Below are 20,130 nucleotides of genomic sequence, written 5' to 3'. Positions count from 1 at the left end.
GTGTAACGGGCCCTTCGTTCGCACAGTGTGACATCGATCGATGCGACATCGATTCGGAACATAAAACCAAAGTTCCGAGGAGATCGTCGCGGACTTGACTCGCATTCAGCGAGATCCGCCTATTGTGCTTGCGGTGCCAGGGTGTCGAGACGCTCGAGTGCTCGAACCGCTCCGGTGTGATTTGGATCCACGGTCAAGATGTTCGCATAAAACAGCTTGGCTTCCTCGAAGCGTCCGATCCGCTCGAGACATTCAGCTAAATGGAAATTCGCGGTCATTAAGTCGGGTTCCAACTGCACCGCTTTGACGAGGTGTTCAATCGCGGGCTGCATCTGACCGGTTTGTTTGTAGGCGAAGCCCAGGTTGTAGTTTGTTTCGGCAATATCAGGCTGCATCCGATTGGATTGCTCGAGCAACATGATTGCCGCCCCCAAGTCACCCTGTTGGCCAGCGGCAACGGCGACATTCGTCAGCGACGAAGCATTTAAATGATTCTCTGCGTGTATCGGTAGATAGCTGACGATTGCAACCAGGATCGCAACCCCAACTGGCATCCTCAATGGGCGCCATCGGCGTCGGGAAACCATTTGTATGAATAACGTCACTCCCACGGCAGCAAACGGGATCAACAGCGGGACCAGCGGGAATCGATAGCGACCGAGAATAAAGAAGCCGACGATCGCGACGATCATGACGGCAATCAATGCGTACAGAAGCAACAGCTCTTTCCAGCGGTCGCGAGTCATCACGAGCCCGATTGCTGCCAAAGGGGCGAGGAGACCGAACTGCCAAAACGAAAACAGCTTTAGCACCACCGAATACTGTTGGTGAATAAACAGGCTTTCGACATCAGGGACTTCGAAATGATTGACTACCATTGCCGTTTTGCGAACCAGCAGAGAGATCCATGAGAGCGGAGATTGACGAATCTCGCTCCAGGACTTTGCAAACCAGAACCGTGACACTTCGCGCGCGGTTAACTCGTGCCCCGTTTCTTGTTCGGCCAATCGATGGGCGTCGCTTCGTTCATAGACAGGGGTTTCGTGGCCCGGAACGAGCGGTTCATAGATTCCCGAGGCGTGGGCATTGTTGCCGATATAGAAGTTCGGGCCCGCTTGGAAGGTCGTCGGCGACCACTCGCCACCAAGCGATCCGTTGCGTGCAGCGACCGGCACCAGCACCATGGCAAGTCCGAGGATCATTGTGCCAGCCAGTGCGAATCGCTGGCGTCGCGAGAGCGACGACGGAAGCCAAATCATCCAAATGGGAAACAGCGGAATCCACAGCAATGCATTTTCGCGAGTCAGAACGAGCAGCCCCAAAAACAGTCCGGCAACGAGGCTGAACAGATAAACGATCGGCTTTGGATGCTCGGGCGTGACCGCAACCGGTGCCGCTTCCTCACGACTCTTGGACAACGGGTCTGCATTAGAGAGGCCACTGGAAACAAACAGACGCGATTGAATGGAAAGGCTGGCCCATAACAGACCGCACAACAGAAACGAGGCCAACGATGTTTTTTGGACAATCCCGTCGTAATAAATCGCCGGCGAATAGATCGCCAGCATTACTCCCGCCACCACGGCGGTACGCAGTCCGAAGACTTTCTTTGTGCTTGCGACTAACAATACACAAGCGAGTGAACCGAGAATCGCCTGTGTGAACCGGATCCCAGGCACCGCGACGCCGCCGAATTTGATGAGGATTGCAAGGACATAGGGATACAGCGGCGCTTGATAGAACGTCGTGTCGCCATACCAAGAACCCGCCGCAATTTTCTCGGCCCATGCATAATAGGTTGCCGCGTCACCGAGTAATTGTTGGGTCGAGGCGATCGCGGCGGTTTCGGCAAGACAGATCCAACGCAGGATAAACGCGAGTACGCCAATCCCGGTCAACAGCGCCCAACACGGCACTCCTAACCATCGCGAATCGCATTGTTGACCAGCGGCGGGCAGATTTTCAGTGAGATGCGATTCCGTACTCGAAGAGTTCCGTCGCCTTCGTCGATTCGACATTCAAGTCTCGAGATGAGGTGCAATTTCTAAGGTGCAGTGATAAGGTGCGATTACGATGGCAAGTACGCCGCAGTGACATGTGCACGTTACGATTGTATTCTACGGTTGCGTTTATGTGAATCGAGTCAGCGATCAGCAGCGAACCGAATTGACTAGCATGAAAGTAGTCTCGGCAGCTGAATCCTCAGTGATGATGAAAATGAACGACTTGACCTCGACCAAACACGCCATGTTCCGTGTCTGCGACGTCACCAAGGTCTATGACATGGGCGAGGTGCAGGTCCAGGCACTGCGGGGGATCAATCTGGAACTCTATGAACATGAATTCGTCGTGTTACTGGGAGCATCCGGGAGTGGAAAGTCGACGCTGCTGAACATCTGGGGCGGATTGGACGTGCCAAGCTCCGGCAGCGTTCACTACCACGCCCAAGAATTGACAGCGGCCAGCGACACCGACCGCACACGTTACCGCCGCGACCATGTCGGATTCGTCTTTCAGTTCTACAATTTGATTCCCAGCTTAACCGCTCGCGAGAACGTTGAACTGATCACCGAGATCGCCAAGTCGCCGATGAATGCGATGGACGCCTTGGACATGGTTCGAATGAAGGATCGCGCAAATCATTTTCCCGCTCAATTATCGGGCGGGGAACAGCAGCGAGTGGCGATAGCACGCGCGATTGCCAAGAACCCGACTGTGCTGTTGTGTGACGAACCGACCGGCGCGTTGGATGTGCAAACGGGAATCTTGGTACTCGAAGCAATCTCGCGTATCAATCGCGAATTAGGGACAACCACCGCCGTGATCACTCATAACGCCGTGATCTCGCGGATGGCGAACCGCGTGATCTCGTTGTCCGACGGGATGATTGCGGGCATCGAAAACAATACCGAGCGAATCGACGCCTCCGAGTTGCGATGGTGAACGATGCGGAAGCTTGATCAAAAATTGGTTCGAGATCTGTTCCACATGAAGGGGCAAGTGTTTGCCATCCTCTGTGTGATTGCCGCGGGGGTCGCGACATTTGTGATGTCGATGTGTGCGTACCATTCGCTACAGACAAGCAAAGAAACGTTCTATCGCGATTTCCGTTTTGCCGACGTCTTTTCGCATACACGCCGCTGTCCCAACGCGGTACTGCCACGCATTCGTGAGATCGACGGTATCGCGGCGGTCGAAACACGTTTAGTTTTTGATGTCCTGTTGGATGTTCCCGAGATGACCGAACCGGCGACCGCGCGGTTGATCTCGGTCCCGGATTCGGGCGAGTGCTTGCTGAATAAAGTCTACATCTCGCGCGGCCGGATGATTGAGCCCGGGCGCACGGGCGAAGTCGTTGTATCGGAGGTGTTTGCCGAAGCGCACGGGTTTGTCGCGGGTGATGCGGTGCGTGCGGTGATCAATGGCAAGCGGCAAACGTTAAAAATCGTCGGCGTTGCGATGTCGCCGGAATACGTGATGCAAATTCAACCGGGCAGCATCATGCCTGATAACAAACGCTTTGGCGTGTTCTGGATGAACGAGCGTGATCTCGAAGCCGCCTTCGACATGAGTGGTGCCTTTAATAGTGTCGCGATCAAACTGGCTTATGGCAGCAATGTCGAAGAAGTGATCGATCACCTCGATCGACTGCTGAAACCGTATGGCAGTGTGGGCGGATACGATCGGAGTGAGCAGATTTCGCACCAATATCTGTCGGACGAATTGAAACAATTGCGTGCGATGGCAATCATGGCACCGGCAATCTTTCTGTCGGTTGCTTCGTTTCTATTAAACATCGTCGTTTCGCGGATCATCATTCAGCAACGCGAGCAAATTGCCGCACTCAAGGCGTTTGGATATACCAACGTCGAAGTCGGATTGCATTACTTGAACTTCGTGTTGTTGATATCAGTCAGCGGAACGATTCTTGGAACCGCGTTCGGGTTATGGATGGCGTCGGGGATGACCCGCATGTACGGCGAATTTTACAAATTTCCAACGTTGACGATCCATGTCGACGCGATGTCGATCGCGCTCGGATTTCTGCTGACGACGACCGCCGCTTGCCTGGGCACATGGGTCTCGGTTCACAAAGCCATTTGTTTGCCGCCGGCCGAGGCGATGCGTCCCGAGCCGCCGCCAAGGTTCAAGCCGACGCTGCTAGAAAGGATCATTCCGCGTGAGAAAATGTCCGCAGAGATGCGAATGATTTTGCGTAACATCGCGCGCTATCCGATCAAGGCGGGATTGTCGGTGTTGGGGATTGCGATGGCCGCGGCCGTGATGGTGCTGGGAAGTTTTTCGCTTGATGCGATGAATTACATGATGGATTTCCAGTTCCGTCTGGCTCAACGTCAAGATTTGATGGTCACATTTGTTGAACCAGCGACCGCGTCGGTGATGTACGAGGTCCGGAACTTAGATGGCGTGTTGGACAGTGAAACGATCCGCAGTGTCGCGACTCGAATCCATTTCCAAAACCGATCGCGACGAATTGGATTGATGGGAATTGAGCGTGATGCAGCGCTGTATCGATTGCTTGACAAAAGCGAACAAGCGGTGGTGGTGCCCGAATTTGGTGTGATGCTAAATACGAAGCTTGCTCGTTTGCTCGGCGTGCAGCGAGGTGACTTTGTCACCATCGAGGTACTCGAAGACAAACGGCCAACGTTGACCGTCGAAGTCACGGCGTTGGTCGAAGAGTACGCGGGGATCAATGCGTACATCAACAAGCAACAACTGCATGCGATGTTGAAAGAATCCAACGTGGCATCGGGAGCGTTTTTGAAAGTCGATTCCAATCAAGTCGATGATGTGTTTGCCGAGCTTGAACTTCGACCTGGGGTCGCGAGCGTGACGATCAAGGACGCGGTGTTAGACAGTTTTCGTGAAACGGTCGCGGAAAACATTCTGGTCATGCGGTCGTTCATCATTTTCTTTGCCGCTGTGATCGCCATGGGCGTCGTCTACAATAGCGCACGGATCTCGTTGTCCGAACGCAGTCGTGACCTGGCGACGATGCGTGTGGTAGGGTTTACACATGGCGAGGTTTCGATGGTGCTGCTAGGTGAAATCACCTTGTTCACGCTGGTGGCGATCCCGCTTGGATGTGGGATTGGATACGGCTTGGCCGGTTTGATGGCCAGCGGGCTGGACACCGATAACTATCGCATTCCTTTGGTGATCAGCCGTGACACGTATGCACTGGCATGTGCCGTCGTCGTTACCGCGACGTTTCTATCGGGATGGGTGGTCCAGCGACGCATTTTCCATCTGGATTTGGTCGGCGTGCTTAAAACACGAGAGTAACATGAAGTTTTCGCTAAAGACGCTGCTGTGGGGAATCATGATTGTCGCCGCGATCATGGCAACGATTTTCGCGATGTTCCCGAAACCGATCGAGGTCGATTCCGCAACGGCTGTGATCGGAAATCTGCAAGTGACGGTCCAAGAGGACGGCAAGACACGCATTCGCGAGAAATACATTGTCTCGGCCCCGGTGATGGGCCGCGTTTCCCGGATCGAACTCGATGCCGGCGACCATTGCAGCGAAGAAACTCTGTTGGCCGTGATCTTGCCAAGCGTGCCAGCGTTTTTGGACGCTCGGGCTCAAGCAGAAGCGACCGCGCGGGTCCAGGCGGCTCGGGCGGCACTGCAGCGTGCCGAATCGGCAAGCGAACAAGCGGTCATCAATAACGAATTGGCGATCACCAAATTTGAGCGGGCCCAACGACTGCGTCCCTCCAACGCGATCTCGCAAAGCGAATACGACATCGCCAAAACCGAACAACTTGCGACAACGCAAGCGATCAAGACGGCGCGGTTTGATGTGGAAATCGCAAACTTTGAATTGGCGATGGCCAAGGCGGCGGTCGAGCAGTTTGCCGACACTCATGACGACACCTCAGTCGTCCCATTTGAGATCATGTCACCGATCACGGGCCGCGTTCTTCGCGTGATACAGCAAAGTTCCGCGGTGGTCGCGGTGGGCACGCCACTGATCGAATTAGGAGACCCACGCAACTTGGAAATCGAAATCGATGTGTTATCGACCGATGCGGTGCGAATCAAACCCGGCGCGAAATTGACAATCGAACATTGGGGTGGTCAATCGCCGCTGAAAGGTTACGTACGAGTGATTGAACCGGGGGCATTTACCAAGATCTCGTCACTCGGGGTGGAAGAGCAACGAGTCAACGTGATCGCCGACTTTGACGAACCGCCCGATCGCATCGCGTCACTCGGCGACGGCTACCGCGTCGAAACGCGTATCGTCGTCAACGAGCTTTCCGACGTCTTACTGATTCCCAATAGTGCCTTGTTTCGCCACCAACGGAAATGGCACGTTTTGACTATGGTGGATGGCAAAGCGAATCTACAACCCGTCGCAATCGGCTTGCAAAATGAATCGCAGACGCAAATTACCGAGGGGTTGAACGTGAATGACGAGGTGATCGTCTATCCCAGCGACACGTTGACCCCAGGGACGGCGGTGCGTGCGAAAGCGAGCACCTGAGCGACCTCATTTGTCAACACCCTCACTCGTAGACAAAGGTGATTGGCGCGTCGATATCAGTATGCAAACTCTGGTGGACCGGACACTTTCTCGCCGCTGCCTCTAATCGATCTCGCATCGCCGGATCGTCGACCAATCCAGCAGGCACGGTCACAATCGTTTCCAACCGTCCGATTCGGCGGACCGGTTGTGCGACCATTTCTTTGGTGACGCTAACCTTGGTCCCGGTCAAATCGATCTCGTGTCGTTGCGACACGAGCCCCAGGATCGTCAACACACAACTGCCCAGCGCCGTGGCGACCAAGTCGGTCGGTGAAAAACTTGTGCCTTGCCCGCCATTATCCACGGGAGCATCGGTGGTGAGCTGATTGCCGCTAGGTCCGTGAGTCGCGCGTACGCCGAGGTTGCCAGTGTAGACCGCTTGGATGTTGACAGACATGTTTCAGGAATGCTCGTTTCAAAGTGATGATGGTCAAAGAGATGATGGGGTCGCCACGAGAGAATACTCCACAGCGTGCACCGTTTGCATCTTTTCCATTTCCAATGGATTCGCTAGGGGGCGGGGCAAACATTGCCTTCGCCGCGTCTTCATTTTGTTGTTCGCAGATTTCGCCGGTATTGGCCCGGAGTCATATTGGTCTCGCGGCGAAACACGACGTGCATATATTCAGGATGGTCGAAACCGCAGAGCGCGGCGATCCGGTCCATAGGCAAATCGGTTTCCATCAACAATTGACGGGCCCTTTTGATTTGGACGTGCCGGATCTCTTGCTGTGGTGATCGGCTGAGCAGTTTTCGGAGTTGGCGTTCCAGCGTACTGCGGGACAAGCCCGAGTGCGCGATCACGTCTTGGACAGTAATTCCGTTACAAGCATTTTCACGGATATAGGAAAGTGCGGTCGCGATCGAGGGGTCATCGATGGCAACGATATCGGACGATTGCCGAACTTCGATACCGACAGGGCGAACCACGTGCAGCAACTCATCAGGTTTTTCGCCCTCCATTAAACGCGACAGCAAACTAGCGGCCTGGAATCCCGTCTCTTCCGCGTTTGGAATCACGCTGGTCATCGACGGATCACATAATTCGCAAATCACGCTGTCGTTATCGGTTCCGATCACCGCGACTTCTTCGGGAATCACCAGCTCGGCTTGAGCGCACGCCTCGAGAACTTGCTGTCCACGCACGTCACTACAACAATAGATTCCGACGGGCAGTGGCAGAGTATTGAGCCAACGAACCAGTTCCGTCCGCTCGTCTTCGGCCGATCGGGCTTCGGGGCCTTGCCAGACCGAGCGATAGACCGCGCATTCTTTGCCGGGCTGGGCCACGTGACGCGCAAATGACTTTTCCCGTCGCGTCGACCACTCTTCGTATTGGAATCCGCAGTAGGCAAAATTTTGGAACCCCCGTTCGTTCAGATGCTCCGCGGCCAATCTCGCGATTTCGTCGTCATCGCTGCGGATCACCGGAAAACCATAATCTTGACCACGATCGGTCAATTCGACGATCGGGATACCACTTTTCCTGACCGCCTTGGCAAACTCGGGCGTGGTCACTCGCGAGATGATGCCGTTCCCCTTCCAATCGGCCAACCAAGCGGGCGGCTTGGCGGTGAGGTCACGCTGTTCGAGAAAAATCGACCAATCATGGTGCGTTTGCCGGAACCGGATCACCCCTTTTAGCAATTCCCGTCCGTAAATGGTTGAAGTTTCGATCATCAACGCAACGCGTTTTTTCTGCAGCATGAGAGTGAGCGACGTGGAAAAAGGAGATCGAGTAGAGTAATTACCGGGGCTAGGCCTAAAAGTAACGCGTTTGCCACCCTACGGGTAGGCTAAAATGCAATCAATTACAGGGCGCATCTTGCCATGCGATCCTGTATATAATGGGGCAAGATCACCATTAAACCGCTTGTTTTGGGTGTGTCGCCCCCCGAGATTGCCCCCCCGCTGAAGTCGAATCAAAGTTTGCCACGGTCCTGAGCTCCCACCCCACTGGTTTCAACGTCCATGCGAATCCTGGATCTGGTCACCCCTCGCGAACTTTCACGCGTTGCTGCCTTGCAATTGTTGGCACGCCAGATCGTTGAAGGGTTTTGCTCGGGAAGGCACCGATCGCCGCACAAAGGGTTCAGTGTCGAGTTCAAAGAACACCGTCAATATGTCCCTGGAGACGAACTTAAAAACATCGACTGGAAAGCGTTTGGAAAGAGCGATCGGCTGTACATCCGCGAATACGAAGAAGAGACGAATCTGCGCTGCACGTTGTTGGTCGACCGCAGCGGTTCGATGATGTATCGCGGCGAGCGATCCAATGGGCTCAGCAAAGACGAATACACTCAGCGGCTGGGGGCGTCGTTAGCCTATTTAATGCTGGGGCAACAAGATGCGGCGGGGGTGATCACGTTTGACGATCGTCCACGAACCATGGTTCCGACCCGCGGTCGTCCGTCGCATTTACGGTTGGTGATCGAGGCGCTCAGCGGACCGCCCGCCGGGCTCGAAACCGATCTCGGCGGCGCGATCAGCATGTTGGTTCCGAAACTCGGACGCCGCGGCTTGATCGTGATTCTATCCGACGCAATGGGGGACCTTGATTCGTTGAACCGGTCGTTGGCACAAATCCGGTCGCGTAAACATGAAGTGATCTTCTTTCATATCCTGGATCCCGACGAAGTGGATTTTCCGTTTACCGGACGCGTTCAATTTCACGATCTCGAAGAGCGTGCGGACGACCAAACCGTTGACGCGGTTTCGATTCGCAAGGCATACCTCGAACGACTCGAAAAACATAACACGCAATTACGTGACATTTGCCGTCGTCATCGCGTTGACTTGGTTAGCATCCGCACCGATCAACTGTATGACGAAGCGTTACATCAATACGTTGCCTTGCGGAGGCAATTGTCATGATGTTCTTGAACGGGCTGCTAGCGTTTGGTGCCCTCGCATTCACCATCCCGTTAGCGATCCATTTACTGTACCGAAGCAAGTTCAAAACGATCCAGTGGGGTGCAATGCACTTGCTAGAGCCCGTTGTACGGATCAATCGGCGACGAATCCAGTGGATGCATCTATTGCTGCTGTTGTTGCGTTGTTTGCTGCCCATCCTGTTAGCGTTTTGTTTGTCGTTGCCGCTGTTGACCGGTTGCCGGGCATTGCCAGGCGATACGCCGCAAACGGTTGTGATGATCATCGACGATTCGCTTAGCATGGCAGCGCGAGACGACTCGGGTGTATCCAACATTGACCGTATTAAAAGTCAACTTGGCGATTATCTCGGCAAATTGTCACGGCGTGACGAGATTATTTGGATGCCCGCCAGCGAAATTCACTCCGTCGCGTCAACGGCCGGCCGCGCTACGATGGGGACCAATGACGCCCGCGACCGACTTCGACGACTCACCGCCTCATCCGGTCCCTTCGATCTTGCCAAACTCGTCCGCGCGGGAATTGCTGCGGCTGACAACGGGTCGCACCTCGAACGTCAAGTCTTGATCGTTTCCGATTTCCAAAGCTGCAATGTCAACGATGCGTCACTGGAAGGATTGAAAACGCTGATGCAGGCTTCGCCGAGCGATCTGGCACGCCCCGCCATCCATTTTTTGAATGTCGGTGGCACGCTAAACTCGCGGGAAAATCTGTCCGTTGATTCGATTGAAACGATGTCGCCTGCGTTGGTTCCTGATCGCCGCACCACGTTTTCCGCGCGAATTCGCAACGCGAGTGATAAGGTGGTTAATGATGCGAGGGTGACGTGGGCGATTGATGGCGTCAACGCAGAGTCGGGCTTGGTCTCGGTGGCAGCACGTTCCACATCAATGATCAACCACACCGCCGCGTTTACCGGCTCGGGGATCCATGAAGTGGTGGTCACAGTCGAGCACCCTGACGCACTACTTGAGGACAATCGCCGGAGTGTTGCTGTCGAAGTGATTCGCGAGATTGACGTATTATTGGTCGATGGGCAACCTGGGAAAGAGCCGCTCTCGGGCGAAACCGATTTCTTGGCGATCGCATTAAGCCCGTTTGCCTTTGCCCAACAAGACCAAGTTGACGCGGTACGAGCCTCGGTAATCTCGGAATCCGAACTGCTAAAACGGATGAGCGAGCAACCCCCGAATATCGTCGTGTTAGCCAACGTCGGATCACTCAGCGACGAACAACAAGTCAAGATCGCCGACTTTGTTTACAACGGTGGTTCGTTGGTTTTGTTTGATGGCGTGAATTTGACGAAAGCCGGGTACGTCAAGTCGTGGAAGTCCGGCACGGGCGAAATGCCACTTCCAGCGCGACTCGATGCGATCATCGGCAGCCCCGATAGCGATACCGAAACGCTGATGCGAATTGGTACTTTGAATTCACAATACACGCCTTGGTCGCGACTCGCCCCCGGCGATCAACGTCCGCTCTCGGGCGTGGATGTGTTTGCGTACAGAAAACTGATCCCTCGCGTGAAAAAAGACGTCGACGGCAAGACAGACGATGACGACACCCCAACCGACTCGGACGCGATCGTGCTGATGTCGATGTCCAGCGGCGATCCGCTTGTCGTATCGGCCCAGCGTAGCAGAGGACGTGTGGTCCAATTCGCAATCCCTGCGGACGATTCGTGGACATCGCTTCCACTACGACGCATCTACTTGCCGATGATGCAGCAGCTCGCACTCGATTTGATCGGCAGCGGTCGAGCCACGACCGTGATCACGGGCGAGCCAATGATCGTTTCGTTGGACGAGTTCAAACCTGATGATGTCGTGGTATCGGAATCCGAATCGACGAACTCCAATAGCAATCCGTCCAAATCAAAAGCCAAGCCGTCGGCAGGCCAAGTGGCGACGGATTCCGATGCGGAACCGCCGATTTTCACGGTCCAACCACCTCGTTCGAGTGAAACCACGATTCCGCTGCCATCCGATTGGAAAGCGGACGAAGCGACTGAATTGGTATGGGCTCAGACCCGCCAAGCCGGTGTCTATCGCTTTCGCCAAATTCGTCCCCAGGCCGACGGCAAGCGTGTTGTAACGTCGACGGTCCGTGTTGCGGAAGTCCCGGCCGAGGAATCGCAGCTGCGTGACACGGAACCCGAACGGGTCGCCGCGGCAGCCGAGATGATCGGCGCGTCGTTGCACACGGATCTCGATTCGATCGAAACCGCCGAACAAAATCGGCGGTATGGTCGGGAAATTTGGCGTTGGTTCCTGTTCGCACTCTTGATCGCAATGATTCTCGAGTTGGTAGTGCAGCAGCAAATCGTGCACAAGAATCACGGGAGCATCGCGTAATGGAGTTCATGCCGACGATTCGTTTCGCGGGTGATTTGCCCGGCGGTGTGGTGTTGGCGATGGCGCTCGCTGCCGCCTTTGCCGTGATGTGGTACTACGCTCGTGAAACCCGCACGATGGCGAGTCCCTATTCGTATCTCTTGCCGGCACTTCGGGCGGCAGCGGTCGCGTTGGTGATCTTTATTCTCGCCGGGCCGGTTTGGCATCGTCGCCAAGAGATCGGGACATTGGGCAAAGTCACGTTCGCGATCGATACATCGGCCAGTATGTCGATTACCGATAGCACGGGATCCGACGCGTCCGAGTCGCGAATCCGCCGAGCGACGCGTCTGTTGGTCGGAACGCCCGAGCATCCTGGTTTGGTTGACCAACTAAGCGAAACACACGACATCGAAGTGATCGGCTTCGGTGCCGCAGCGGCGGTTCCGTTGTGGTCCAACCGTGACGAAGAGACGCTTGAAACGGCACTGCAATTGATCGCTGAGGACCGCCGCACCAATTTGGCCTCCGCGGTCTCCGCTGCCACGGTCGATCTTGACGTCTCGGGCGTACAAAAACAGCACGACGCGATCGGAAACAAGCCCGCAAACAACGCGAGTGATCCCGCAAACGCAAGCGAAGCCGAAAACGACACGGAACCCAACCGTGTGCGTTCGGCGATCGTGATCATGAGCGAAGGCCGCCACAATCTAGGGCCCTCGCCGGTCGACGCGGCTCGACGGATTGGATCGTCCGCAACCCAAGTGATGACGCTCGGCATGGGATCGGAAGCCGAGCCAGTCGATGTCGGCGTATCTCAGGTGATTCGTCCTGACTCTGTCGCGGCCGATGGCCGACTCTCCGGAAAGATCATCCTGAAGCAGTTCGGGATGACCGGCAAACCGTTGGGGATGCGGATCGAACACCAGAACAAAACCGTGTGGCAACATACCGTCACTCCGGATACCGAAGGAGAGATAGAAGTCCCCTATGACTTTGAAGTCGCCCCCTTGGTCGAGGCCACTCAACAAGCAAGCGTGCGTGGTGTCAGCCGCGATGCGGTTGCGTTGGATTTGCGAGTCGTGGTCGATGGTGCTGCGGCCTCTGATTCCTTTGTTAATGATTCGGGTTCCGCCGGTAACATCATGGCGGAGAACGATTCGATGCCGTTTCGCGTTGCCGCCTCGATACGGGATCGCCGCTTGCTGGTTCTCGATGGATCGAGCCGCTGGGAAACACGCTACCTTCGCAATCTATTTGAACGTGATCCGGCCTGGCGTGTCGACGCGGTTTTATACGGCCCAGGAACCGACATTCCCAACGTTACGCGAGGCAATCAAACGGGGCAGTTCCCGCCGGACGCCGAGGCGATCTCGCAATACGACGCCATTATTCTGGGTGAGGTTCCGCCCGAGCAATTCAAACATGCTGACGCGGCGCTGCTGCGTCAATTTGTAAGCCGAGGCGGTGGATTGATCGTGGTCGATGGTCGTTACCAACGCGTACGCAAATTGGTTGAAACGTTTCTGTCCGATTTGATCCCCGTTAACTATTCGGGTGTCGATGCGACGATCGACGGTGGCAAGATTGTGCCAACCGTGACCGGCGGCGAACAACCGATGATGTTGCTTCGGCAGAGCGACAATACCGACCTCAGCAATGTTGCCGATATGTGGTCGCGGCTGCCCCAGGCTCAGTATGTCAATCAAGTGGAACCGCAAGCGGGCGCAGAGGTCTGGGCCAACACTGTCCAAGCCGGGGGAAAACCGACTCCATGGCTGGTGACGCGATTGTTTGGTGCCGGTCGCGTCTTCTATTTTTCCTCGGACCAATCGTGGCGATGGCGTTATAAATTGGCCGACGAATTGCATGCTCGGTTTTGGAACCAAGTGCTCAGTGCGGTGATGCAACCGCCCTACTCTGCTAGCGATTCCTTTGTCTCGTTAGGGACGGATCGCGTGGAATACGCGGTGGGTGATTCGTCACTGATTCGCGTTCGGCTGCAAGGTCCGACTGGCAAACCGCTTGGCGATGCCACCGTCGATGCGTTGTTGGTCACGGATGATCGGGTTGTTGCCACGGTCGCATTGTCGGTCGACGATCCATCACGCGGTACCTATCAAGGCGAAACTCAGCCATTAGAAACAGGCGAGTATGAAGTGCGAATTCGGGCCAGCGGGTTTGATTCGACCGCACTTCAAGCCACCACGCCGATTTGGGTGGGAACGCCGGATCACGCAGAACTAAGGCGAGTCGGACTCGATGAAAATGCGATGAAGCAGATCGCCCAGGCCGGCAAAGGGGCCTATTTCCATGAATCCTCGGCCGATCAATTGCTCGAACAATTGAAACCCTTGTCGAGTGGTTCGATCATTGAGTCGGATGTTTTGGTTTGGCAGTCGTTCTATTGGTTTTGGGTCGTCATCGCGTTGTTGACTGCCGAATGGTTGTTGCGTAAACGAGCAGGGTTGGTGTAAACGATGTCCGCAGCAGGCTCTTCCTTTCTAAATCATTTAAAACTGGATCCCGCCACTGCTTCGGCGCTGCAATCGTTCGCACGGCGGCGACGATGGTTAATTGGGTTGCGATGCATCGCGATCGCGGTGTTGGCGTTTTTCAGCACCCTGTTTGTCGTTGCGATTGCAGATCATCTCTGGTTGCTGCCAGATTCACTGAGGATGGTCCTAAGTCTATCGGCGTACGTGATCACTGCGGCCGTGTTATGGTTTTTTGGACTGCGTCATCTTCGACACGAGGATCCTCGAGAGCTTGCCCGTCAACTTGAATCGACCGCACCACGCGTTCGCGACGACCTGCTTTCCGCTGTCGAACTGGCCGACCCTCGGTTTGCCAACGGATCGTTGGAACTGCAGAACCGATTGCAGAACTCCGTGGGACGACGGTTACAGAAGGTGGACGTCACCGGATTGCTTCCGTTGACGATGATCCGCAAATGGTTAATCGCAGGATCGGTGGTTTTAGCGATTTGTTTGCTCTTGGCGCTGATTCCATCGCTGCAGTTTGGTCGCCGGATCGCGCGCGCGATGTTGCCAATGGCGTCGATCGAGCGGGCGTCGGATATCAAGGTCCGGATAATCGAGCCCACACCGGCGACTCGCCACGTTGCCGAAGGCGATGCTGTCGCCGTGGTCGTCGAAGTCCTTTGGCCCCGTTCCAAAGCAGACTCGCCGCCGGTCACTAACGCTCGACAAACTGCCGAGGAAGAAGTGATCATCCAGTGGATGGTTGAGGGTGAGACATTCGAGTCGATGATGTTGTCGCGGGCGCCCCTGTTAAGCCCGCAACCGGGTGATTCACCTCCATCACCCGATGCAACTTCGCTGACCGATACCACCGCAAGCGTTTTTGCCGCCAATTTGTCGATCAAAAAAACGCCGGTTCAGTACCGGGTGCTTGCCGGAGATGCGGTGACGCTGTGGCATACGTTGACGCCGCTGCCGCGTCCCCGCGTGGTTTCATTCGAGAAACGATACCAGTTTCCCAAGTACTCGAAACTACCCGATGTTACGGAAACGTCCGATCACGGCGATCTAACGGCGTTAACGGGAACGACCGGGCATTTGACGATTAAGTTTGATCAACCGGTTCGCGATGCGACGCTGCGTTACGGTACCCGTGGTGTTGCACTTGATTTAAAACCGCAAGACGACGACCCGACGGCTTTTACCGTTTCGCTGCCCATCAAAACGGCTGGGAACTATCAAGTCGACGCCATTGGCGTCAAATCCGAACTCGCTAATCCCTTCAGCCCTCAGTACACAATCGTACCGATTCCCGACACTCCGCCCGTCGTTCGTTGGGGTGAAGGGATCCGGTCGAACATGTTGGCGTCGCCGCTCGACGTGCTTGCGCTGTCCGCATCGATCGAAGACGACATCCCCGTGGACGACGTTTTCTTAGAGTTCCAGATCAATGCGTCGATCCCCGAGCAATCGCCGCTGGTTATCGATTCGGCGGATACAAAATTGTCCCCCGCGTGGAATTGGGACTTGATGCATCGCAACGATTCGCAAACACCATCCGACACGCTTGTCAGTAGCGATATCATCCGCATGCGTGTGGTCGCGGTCGACCGTAAAGGACAACGCGGCGAGTCGCGGACGATCGAGGTATTGATTGTCGATGAAGGATTTACGCAGTCACGACAAGATCATTTGAACCGTTTGAGTGAGGTGGTCAGCGAAACCGTTGATTGGACCTCGGATGCGTATTCGCTGATCGATCAGTACAAGGAACAGCTATCCGGCGACGACCCAAGCGAGTTGATTACGTCCAAATTGCAGGATCTGCAGAACGACGCGTCACGTTTATCCGACGCCAAAGAATTGTTGATCCAACGTGTCATGACCGTACTGCCGTTAAGTAACGATCCGGTCGAAGCCGCCGGACTCGAACAGATCGGTTTAGCTGTGATTGACTTGCAATCCAAAATTGAAGATTTGGTGACGACAATCCAGGATGCACCGGCGAACCCCGACGATGACGAAACGCGAATCCGTCGCGATTTAATCAAACGTTTGCCCAGCCGTCTTGCCAATACACGCAATGAAGTTTCGCGAGTCGAAGAGTTTGCTCGCTCGTTTCTCGCACATCACATGGACATTGGCATCCTGACCGACGCTGCCGCGCTACTGCAGAGCGTGCGGCCGATTGCGGATCCGGAAGCCAACGTGCCGATTGAATTGTTCGAACGATACGTCAATGTCGCGATCGCCCGAATGAAAACGATTGACACTTTGATCACGACTTACTCGGACCTTATCCCCGAATCCCATCGCAACCATTTGAGGAAGTGGAACGATTTTTCAAGCACCTGGCAAATTCGCCACCGCAACACCATCGACGATCCACCGGGGCGAGACAATCTACGGTCTTTGATGCAGCAATACACCGCCGAGCTCACTTGGCATGTCGCCAGCAACTTAATTGATCAACAACTCGAAGGTCGATTGAAAAATCTGCTTACCGAATTGAATTCGCAGCGTCGCAAACCCCATGATATCCTTCGGCAGGCTAACCATGACGGACGCGACGCCAAAGCATTGCAAAAACGGCTCGACGCAATTGATGATGCGAACCAAGCTGCTGCGACGACCCGTCAGTTGAACGAAAAGACTGCTGCCTACGACGACGGGATCTCCGATCTCCTCTCACGGCTCGAGCAAGACGAAACGCTGCACCGGGCTCGACCGATCGTCGATCTGAGTTACGCCGCGGACACAAACCTGTTTGTGCGTGCCATCAAAAACGTAAGTGTCGACGGCTACCAAGACTATCGCGAAGAGTCGATTGAGGACGTTTATGAAAAGTTGGCCAAAGCGTTCTCGGTGATCTTTGCCGCACATCAAGTCACCACACTACAGACGGAGCTTGCGACGTTGCAATTAGCCGAAAACCGGCTTGAACAGTACGCCGAAGCAAGATTGGACCATCCGATGTGGATCGAGCGATTCATGTTCGAGATGGAAAAGGCGGTGCAATCACTTCGTGCCGCGGGGATCGAATCGGCGGTCACCGACCCGATCGACCAGACGCGTTACGGTGGCGCGATCCAGCAGGCCGCGGAGCTGATTCGCTCGCGTCGATGGGAAGAGAAATCACTCGTTTCCGCATCGGCTTCGCTGCGAACCGCGACCGCTAAACTTGACGCTGCGGTGCAACCACTGACGCCGCTAGTGGACGAGGCACGGAGGGTGATCTTGAGTTATGTGCCCACACTAGCTGAACAAGCACGCCAGGCGGCGAAAAAGGCTGAGGAAGCAGAACAACGAACGAAGCAACGTGAGGATGCGTCCTCCGAAACAGCAAAACAGCTGGACCAACAGCAACAGGAAGCCGAACAAGCTGCGACCGAAACGATGCAGTCGTTGGCGGATCGCGCGAACAATGTCGAATTGACCGATGCCGCCGAACGAGAACTAGCGAGAGACGCGGACGCGGCGGCAGCGCAAATCGCCGACGCGCTGAAACGCGCACAACAGCAAATGGATGCCGCAACGTCGACGTCCGCGGAACAAACGCGAAACGAGATGTTAGAGGATGCTGCCCAATCGTTACAAGAATTGAAAGACGCTCTCGGAAAAACCGCCGAACATTTTGAACGCGCCGACGCCGGCGAAGACGTGGCTGAATCTCGCGCTGAATTGCGGGATGCCGAGCGTGAATTGCAGCAAGCTGCGGAACTGCAACAACGATTCGATCAAGCCGAAGCGATAGCCAATGCCGCCAATAAGTCGCCCGAAGAATTGATGCGTCAACTCGAACAAGAATTGCAACGCAACGAGTTGATGCAAGGCGAATTGTCGGAAATCGCCGCCAACGCTGCGGAAACCGCCGCGGCCTCGTTGGACCAAGCGGCCAAGGCGGAACGCGAAATCAACAAGAGTCTCGAGCGAAGCGATCCCAACGTCCAAGAACAAAAACAGCGAATGCGTCAGGAGTTAAAAGGGGTGGCGGAAAAGATCGACACGGTTCGCGATGCCCTGTTGTACCAAGCCGAACGAGCGGCAAATCTCGGACGACAAGAGAAACTGAAAAACGAGGTTGCTGAACTACGCGATGAATTGCAAAAAGCGGCACAGGCGGCGCGTGACAGCGGCAACGGCGACGCTTTGATGTCCGAGATGACCCAATCAGCAAAAGACGCCAGCGAAGCGATTCAAGCCGCCAACAAAGCGATGCAGCAAATAGAACAGCGCGCCGATGCTGCTGCTGCCGAATCAGTCACCCCACGTGAAAAAGACCGACAGGCGTTAGAACAACAAGCCAGTCATTTGCAGCGTGAGTCGCGGAATCGTCGCAGCCAAGATGCTGAAAATCAACGAAAGGAATGGGACAATTTTGAACGTGCGGCCGATAGTCGGGTCTCTCAGGCACAACGAGAAGCGGCAAGTGCCGAGCGACAGAAAAATGACCATCAAAAGAAGCTGAAGCAAAACCCAAACGACTCATGGCGAAAACAAGAGATCCAGCGAGCCGAAGAACGAATAAAATTAGCCGAAGCAACCGAAGCCGCCGCTCGCGAATCAAAGCAGTTTGCCAAGGACAAAAAGAACGCGGCTGAGAAAATTCGCAAGGAATCCCAGTCCGAAAAAACGGAGTCGCTCGACAAAGCTAACCCCGCAGCCCAACTTGCTCAGCAAATGGCTGCCAAAGCAAATGCCGAGCTGGGACAGATTGAAAAAACACTCGGTGAACTTGCCAATCAACCGGCAACCCCCGAATCGCTGCGTGCTGCAACACAGGCCGCAGAGCATGCGATCGAAAGTCAGGCGACCATTACCAAGCAAACGGAAAACGCAGCCGCGTTTCTCGAACGTGCTGCTCGCCACGAAGAACGACTTGGAAAGGATTCTGTTGCCGAGAAACTGAATCAAGCCGCCGAATCCGTCACGCAGAATGCGGTCGCGAGTTCCGAACAAGCACAACAAGCGGTGCAAGCTGCCCGTGACGATCAAACGAAATCACCCGAAGCGAACCAGAAGGTCGCCCAGGCAACCAAGCAGATCCAAGCCGAAGCAGACCAGTTGTCAAACATGATCGCTGAAGCATTGCCACAAGACCCGTCATCGACGACATCGCAACCGCCGTTGACGTCCAACACGCCGACCGCGACGTCTCAGTCACCGGCGTCTCAATCACCGGCGTCTCAGTCACCGGCGTCTCAGTCACCGGCGGCCAATACGCCCGAAGGACGTGCTCGGCAACTCGCCCAGACGCTTGACGAGTTGGACCAAGCGATCGCAAATCCAGCAGGTCAAGCCAGCAGCGAAGGGCAAAACCAGCAGTCTGGTGAAGAACAGACGGCCGAAGGACAGGCAAGTGAGCAAGGGAAACCCGGGGCATCTGCTCAAGCGGCGTCGGGCAACAAAGCGGGACAAGAACAAGGTCAAACCGCCGGCCAAGCCTCACCCACGCTAGCGGCCGCGATGCAACAGCAAGCTCAAAAAATGGCGAAGCAGCGTCAGAGTCAAGTCAATTCGGCGCAGCAGGGGAACCCCGCCGAATCACAATCGCAATCGATGGCTCAATCGTCCACCAGCACCCTCAGTAACGCGTCATCCGAGGGGATCGCCGATAGCGAATCGATCGATGCCAAACAGGAAAATCGCAAAGGATCGCAGTGGGGACAACTTCGCGAACGGAGGACCGATGATGCCCAAGAGACTGAAACTCATTTGGGAGCCCCCGAATACCAGCAGCAAATCGAAGCCTATTTTCAAGCCGTTGCGCGGCGGGCAGCCCAGAAACAGTAGTTGACGCCTGCAATTTACTCGTTGCATGAATCGCGTGGTGCGCCCTGTTGCTTCGGAACCAACCGTTCAC

At 55.3% G+C, this 20,130-nt stretch carries 10 protein-coding genes; 7 read left to right on the top strand and 3 right to left on the bottom strand.

What is annotated here, in order from left to right; all coding sequences use genetic code 11:
* Nucleotides 1-119: 119 nt before the first annotated feature.
* On the bottom strand, nt 120-2,018 hold the full coding sequence (locus ABD971_RS14330; RefSeq protein ID WP_345323094.1) for a tetratricopeptide repeat protein: 1,899 nt from the start codon (nt 2,016-2,018) through the stop codon (nt 120-122).
* 157 nt (nt 2,019-2,175) lie between these two features.
* Here ABD971_RS14330 and ABD971_RS14325 point away from each other — a divergent pair, with 157 nt between their 5' ends.
* From ABD971_RS14325 to ABD971_RS14315, 3 genes are read left to right on the top strand one after another with little or no spacing between them, the layout of a single operon-like run.
* A complete protein-coding gene (locus ABD971_RS14325; protein ID WP_345323092.1) occupies nt 2,176-2,943 on the top strand; it encodes an ABC transporter ATP-binding protein in 768 nt (255 codons plus the stop codon).
* Nucleotides 2,944-2,946: 3 nt separating this feature from the next.
* Nucleotides 2,947-5,310 (top strand): ABC transporter permease, encoded by a 2,364-nt coding sequence (locus ABD971_RS14320; RefSeq protein ID WP_345323090.1) that lies wholly within the window; start codon nt 2,947-2,949, stop codon nt 5,308-5,310.
* 1 nt (nt 5,311) lies between these two features.
* Nucleotides 5,312-6,517, top strand: coding sequence for an efflux RND transporter periplasmic adaptor subunit (locus ABD971_RS14315; RefSeq protein ID WP_339941848.1), 1,206 nt, complete (start codon nt 5,312-5,314; stop codon nt 6,515-6,517).
* Nucleotides 6,518-6,539: 22 nt separating this feature from the next.
* On the opposite strand, the gene ABD971_RS14310 is transcribed toward ABD971_RS14315, so the two are convergent.
* Both ABD971_RS14310 and ABD971_RS14305 read right to left on the bottom strand, forming a co-directional pair.
* Complete coding sequence (locus tag ABD971_RS14310) at nt 6,540-6,956, bottom strand: OsmC family protein (RefSeq protein ID WP_339941849.1); 417 nt, start codon at nt 6,954-6,956, stop codon at nt 6,540-6,542.
* Nucleotides 6,957-7,105: 149 nt separating this feature from the next.
* Nucleotides 7,106-8,239: an AraC family transcriptional regulator gene (locus ABD971_RS14305; protein WP_345323088.1), complete on the bottom strand. Its 1,134-nt coding sequence runs from the start codon at nt 8,237-8,239 to the stop codon at nt 7,106-7,108.
* Nucleotides 8,240-8,530: 291 nt separating this feature from the next.
* Here ABD971_RS14305 and ABD971_RS14300 point away from each other — a divergent pair, with 291 nt between their 5' ends.
* Genes ABD971_RS14300 through ABD971_RS14285 form a run of 4 tightly spaced genes read left to right on the top strand, consistent with a single transcriptional unit; the run spans nt 8,531 to nt 20,060 of the window.
* Nucleotides 8,531-9,433 carry a DUF58 domain-containing protein gene (locus ABD971_RS14300; RefSeq protein ID WP_339941851.1) on the top strand — a complete coding sequence of 301 codons (903 nt, stop codon included), beginning with the start codon at nt 8,531-8,533 and terminating at the stop codon, nt 9,431-9,433.
* Nucleotides 9,430-11,805, top strand: coding sequence for a BatA domain-containing protein (locus ABD971_RS14295; protein ID WP_345323086.1), 2,376 nt, complete (start codon nt 9,430-9,432; stop codon nt 11,803-11,805). The genes ABD971_RS14300 and ABD971_RS14295 overlap by 4 nt, the downstream gene beginning before the upstream one ends.
* Complete coding sequence (locus ABD971_RS14290) at nt 11,805-14,261, top strand: glutamine amidotransferase (protein ID WP_345323084.1); 2,457 nt, start codon at nt 11,805-11,807, stop codon at nt 14,259-14,261. The genes ABD971_RS14295 and ABD971_RS14290 overlap by 1 nt, the downstream gene beginning before the upstream one ends.
* A 3-nt stretch (nt 14,262-14,264) precedes the next feature.
* Nucleotides 14,265-20,060 carry a hypothetical protein gene (locus ABD971_RS14285; RefSeq protein ID WP_345323083.1) on the top strand — a complete coding sequence of 1,932 codons (5,796 nt, stop codon included), beginning with the start codon at nt 14,265-14,267 and terminating at the stop codon, nt 20,058-20,060.
* Nucleotides 20,061-20,130: the final 70 nt, after the last annotated feature.

Origin of the sequence: Novipirellula rosea, from assembly GCF_039541335.1 — a bacterium.
In the GTDB taxonomy this organism is placed as follows: Bacteria; Planctomycetota; Planctomycetia; order Pirellulales; family Pirellulaceae; genus Novipirellula; species Novipirellula rosea.
Note: the sequence above shows the minus strand (reverse complement) of the source record. Positions and strands in the feature narration are given on the sequence as shown.

What these genes read in the sequence shown, in the direction of transcription:
- ABD971_RS14295 (WP_345323086.1), top strand. Translation starts at nt 9,430, where the DNA reads ATGATGTTCTTGAACGGGCTGCTAGCGTTTGGTGCCCTCGCATTCACC.
- ABD971_RS14300 (WP_339941851.1), top strand. Translation starts at nt 8,531, where the DNA reads ATGCGAATCCTGGATCTGGTCACCCCTCGCGAACTTTCACGCGTTGCT.
- ABD971_RS14305 (WP_345323088.1), bottom strand. Translation starts at nt 8,239, where the DNA reads ATGATCGAAACTTCAACCATTTACGGACGGGAATTGCTAAAAGGGGTG.
- ABD971_RS14285 (WP_345323083.1), top strand. Translation starts at nt 14,265, where the DNA reads ATGTCCGCAGCAGGCTCTTCCTTTCTAAATCATTTAAAACTGGATCCC.
- ABD971_RS14320 (WP_345323090.1), top strand. Translation starts at nt 2,947, where the DNA reads ATGCGGAAGCTTGATCAAAAATTGGTTCGAGATCTGTTCCACATGAAG.
- ABD971_RS14330 (WP_345323094.1), bottom strand. Translation starts at nt 2,018, where the DNA reads ATGTCGAATCGACGAAGGCGACGGAACTCTTCGAGTACGGAATCGCAT.
- ABD971_RS14315 (WP_339941848.1), top strand. Translation starts at nt 5,312, where the DNA reads ATGAAGTTTTCGCTAAAGACGCTGCTGTGGGGAATCATGATTGTCGCC.
- ABD971_RS14325 (WP_345323092.1), top strand. Translation starts at nt 2,176, where the DNA reads ATGAAAGTAGTCTCGGCAGCTGAATCCTCAGTGATGATGAAAATGAAC.
- ABD971_RS14310 (WP_339941849.1), bottom strand. Translation starts at nt 6,956, where the DNA reads ATGTCTGTCAACATCCAAGCGGTCTACACTGGCAACCTCGGCGTACGC.
- ABD971_RS14290 (WP_345323084.1), top strand. Translation starts at nt 11,805, where the DNA reads ATGGAGTTCATGCCGACGATTCGTTTCGCGGGTGATTTGCCCGGCGGT.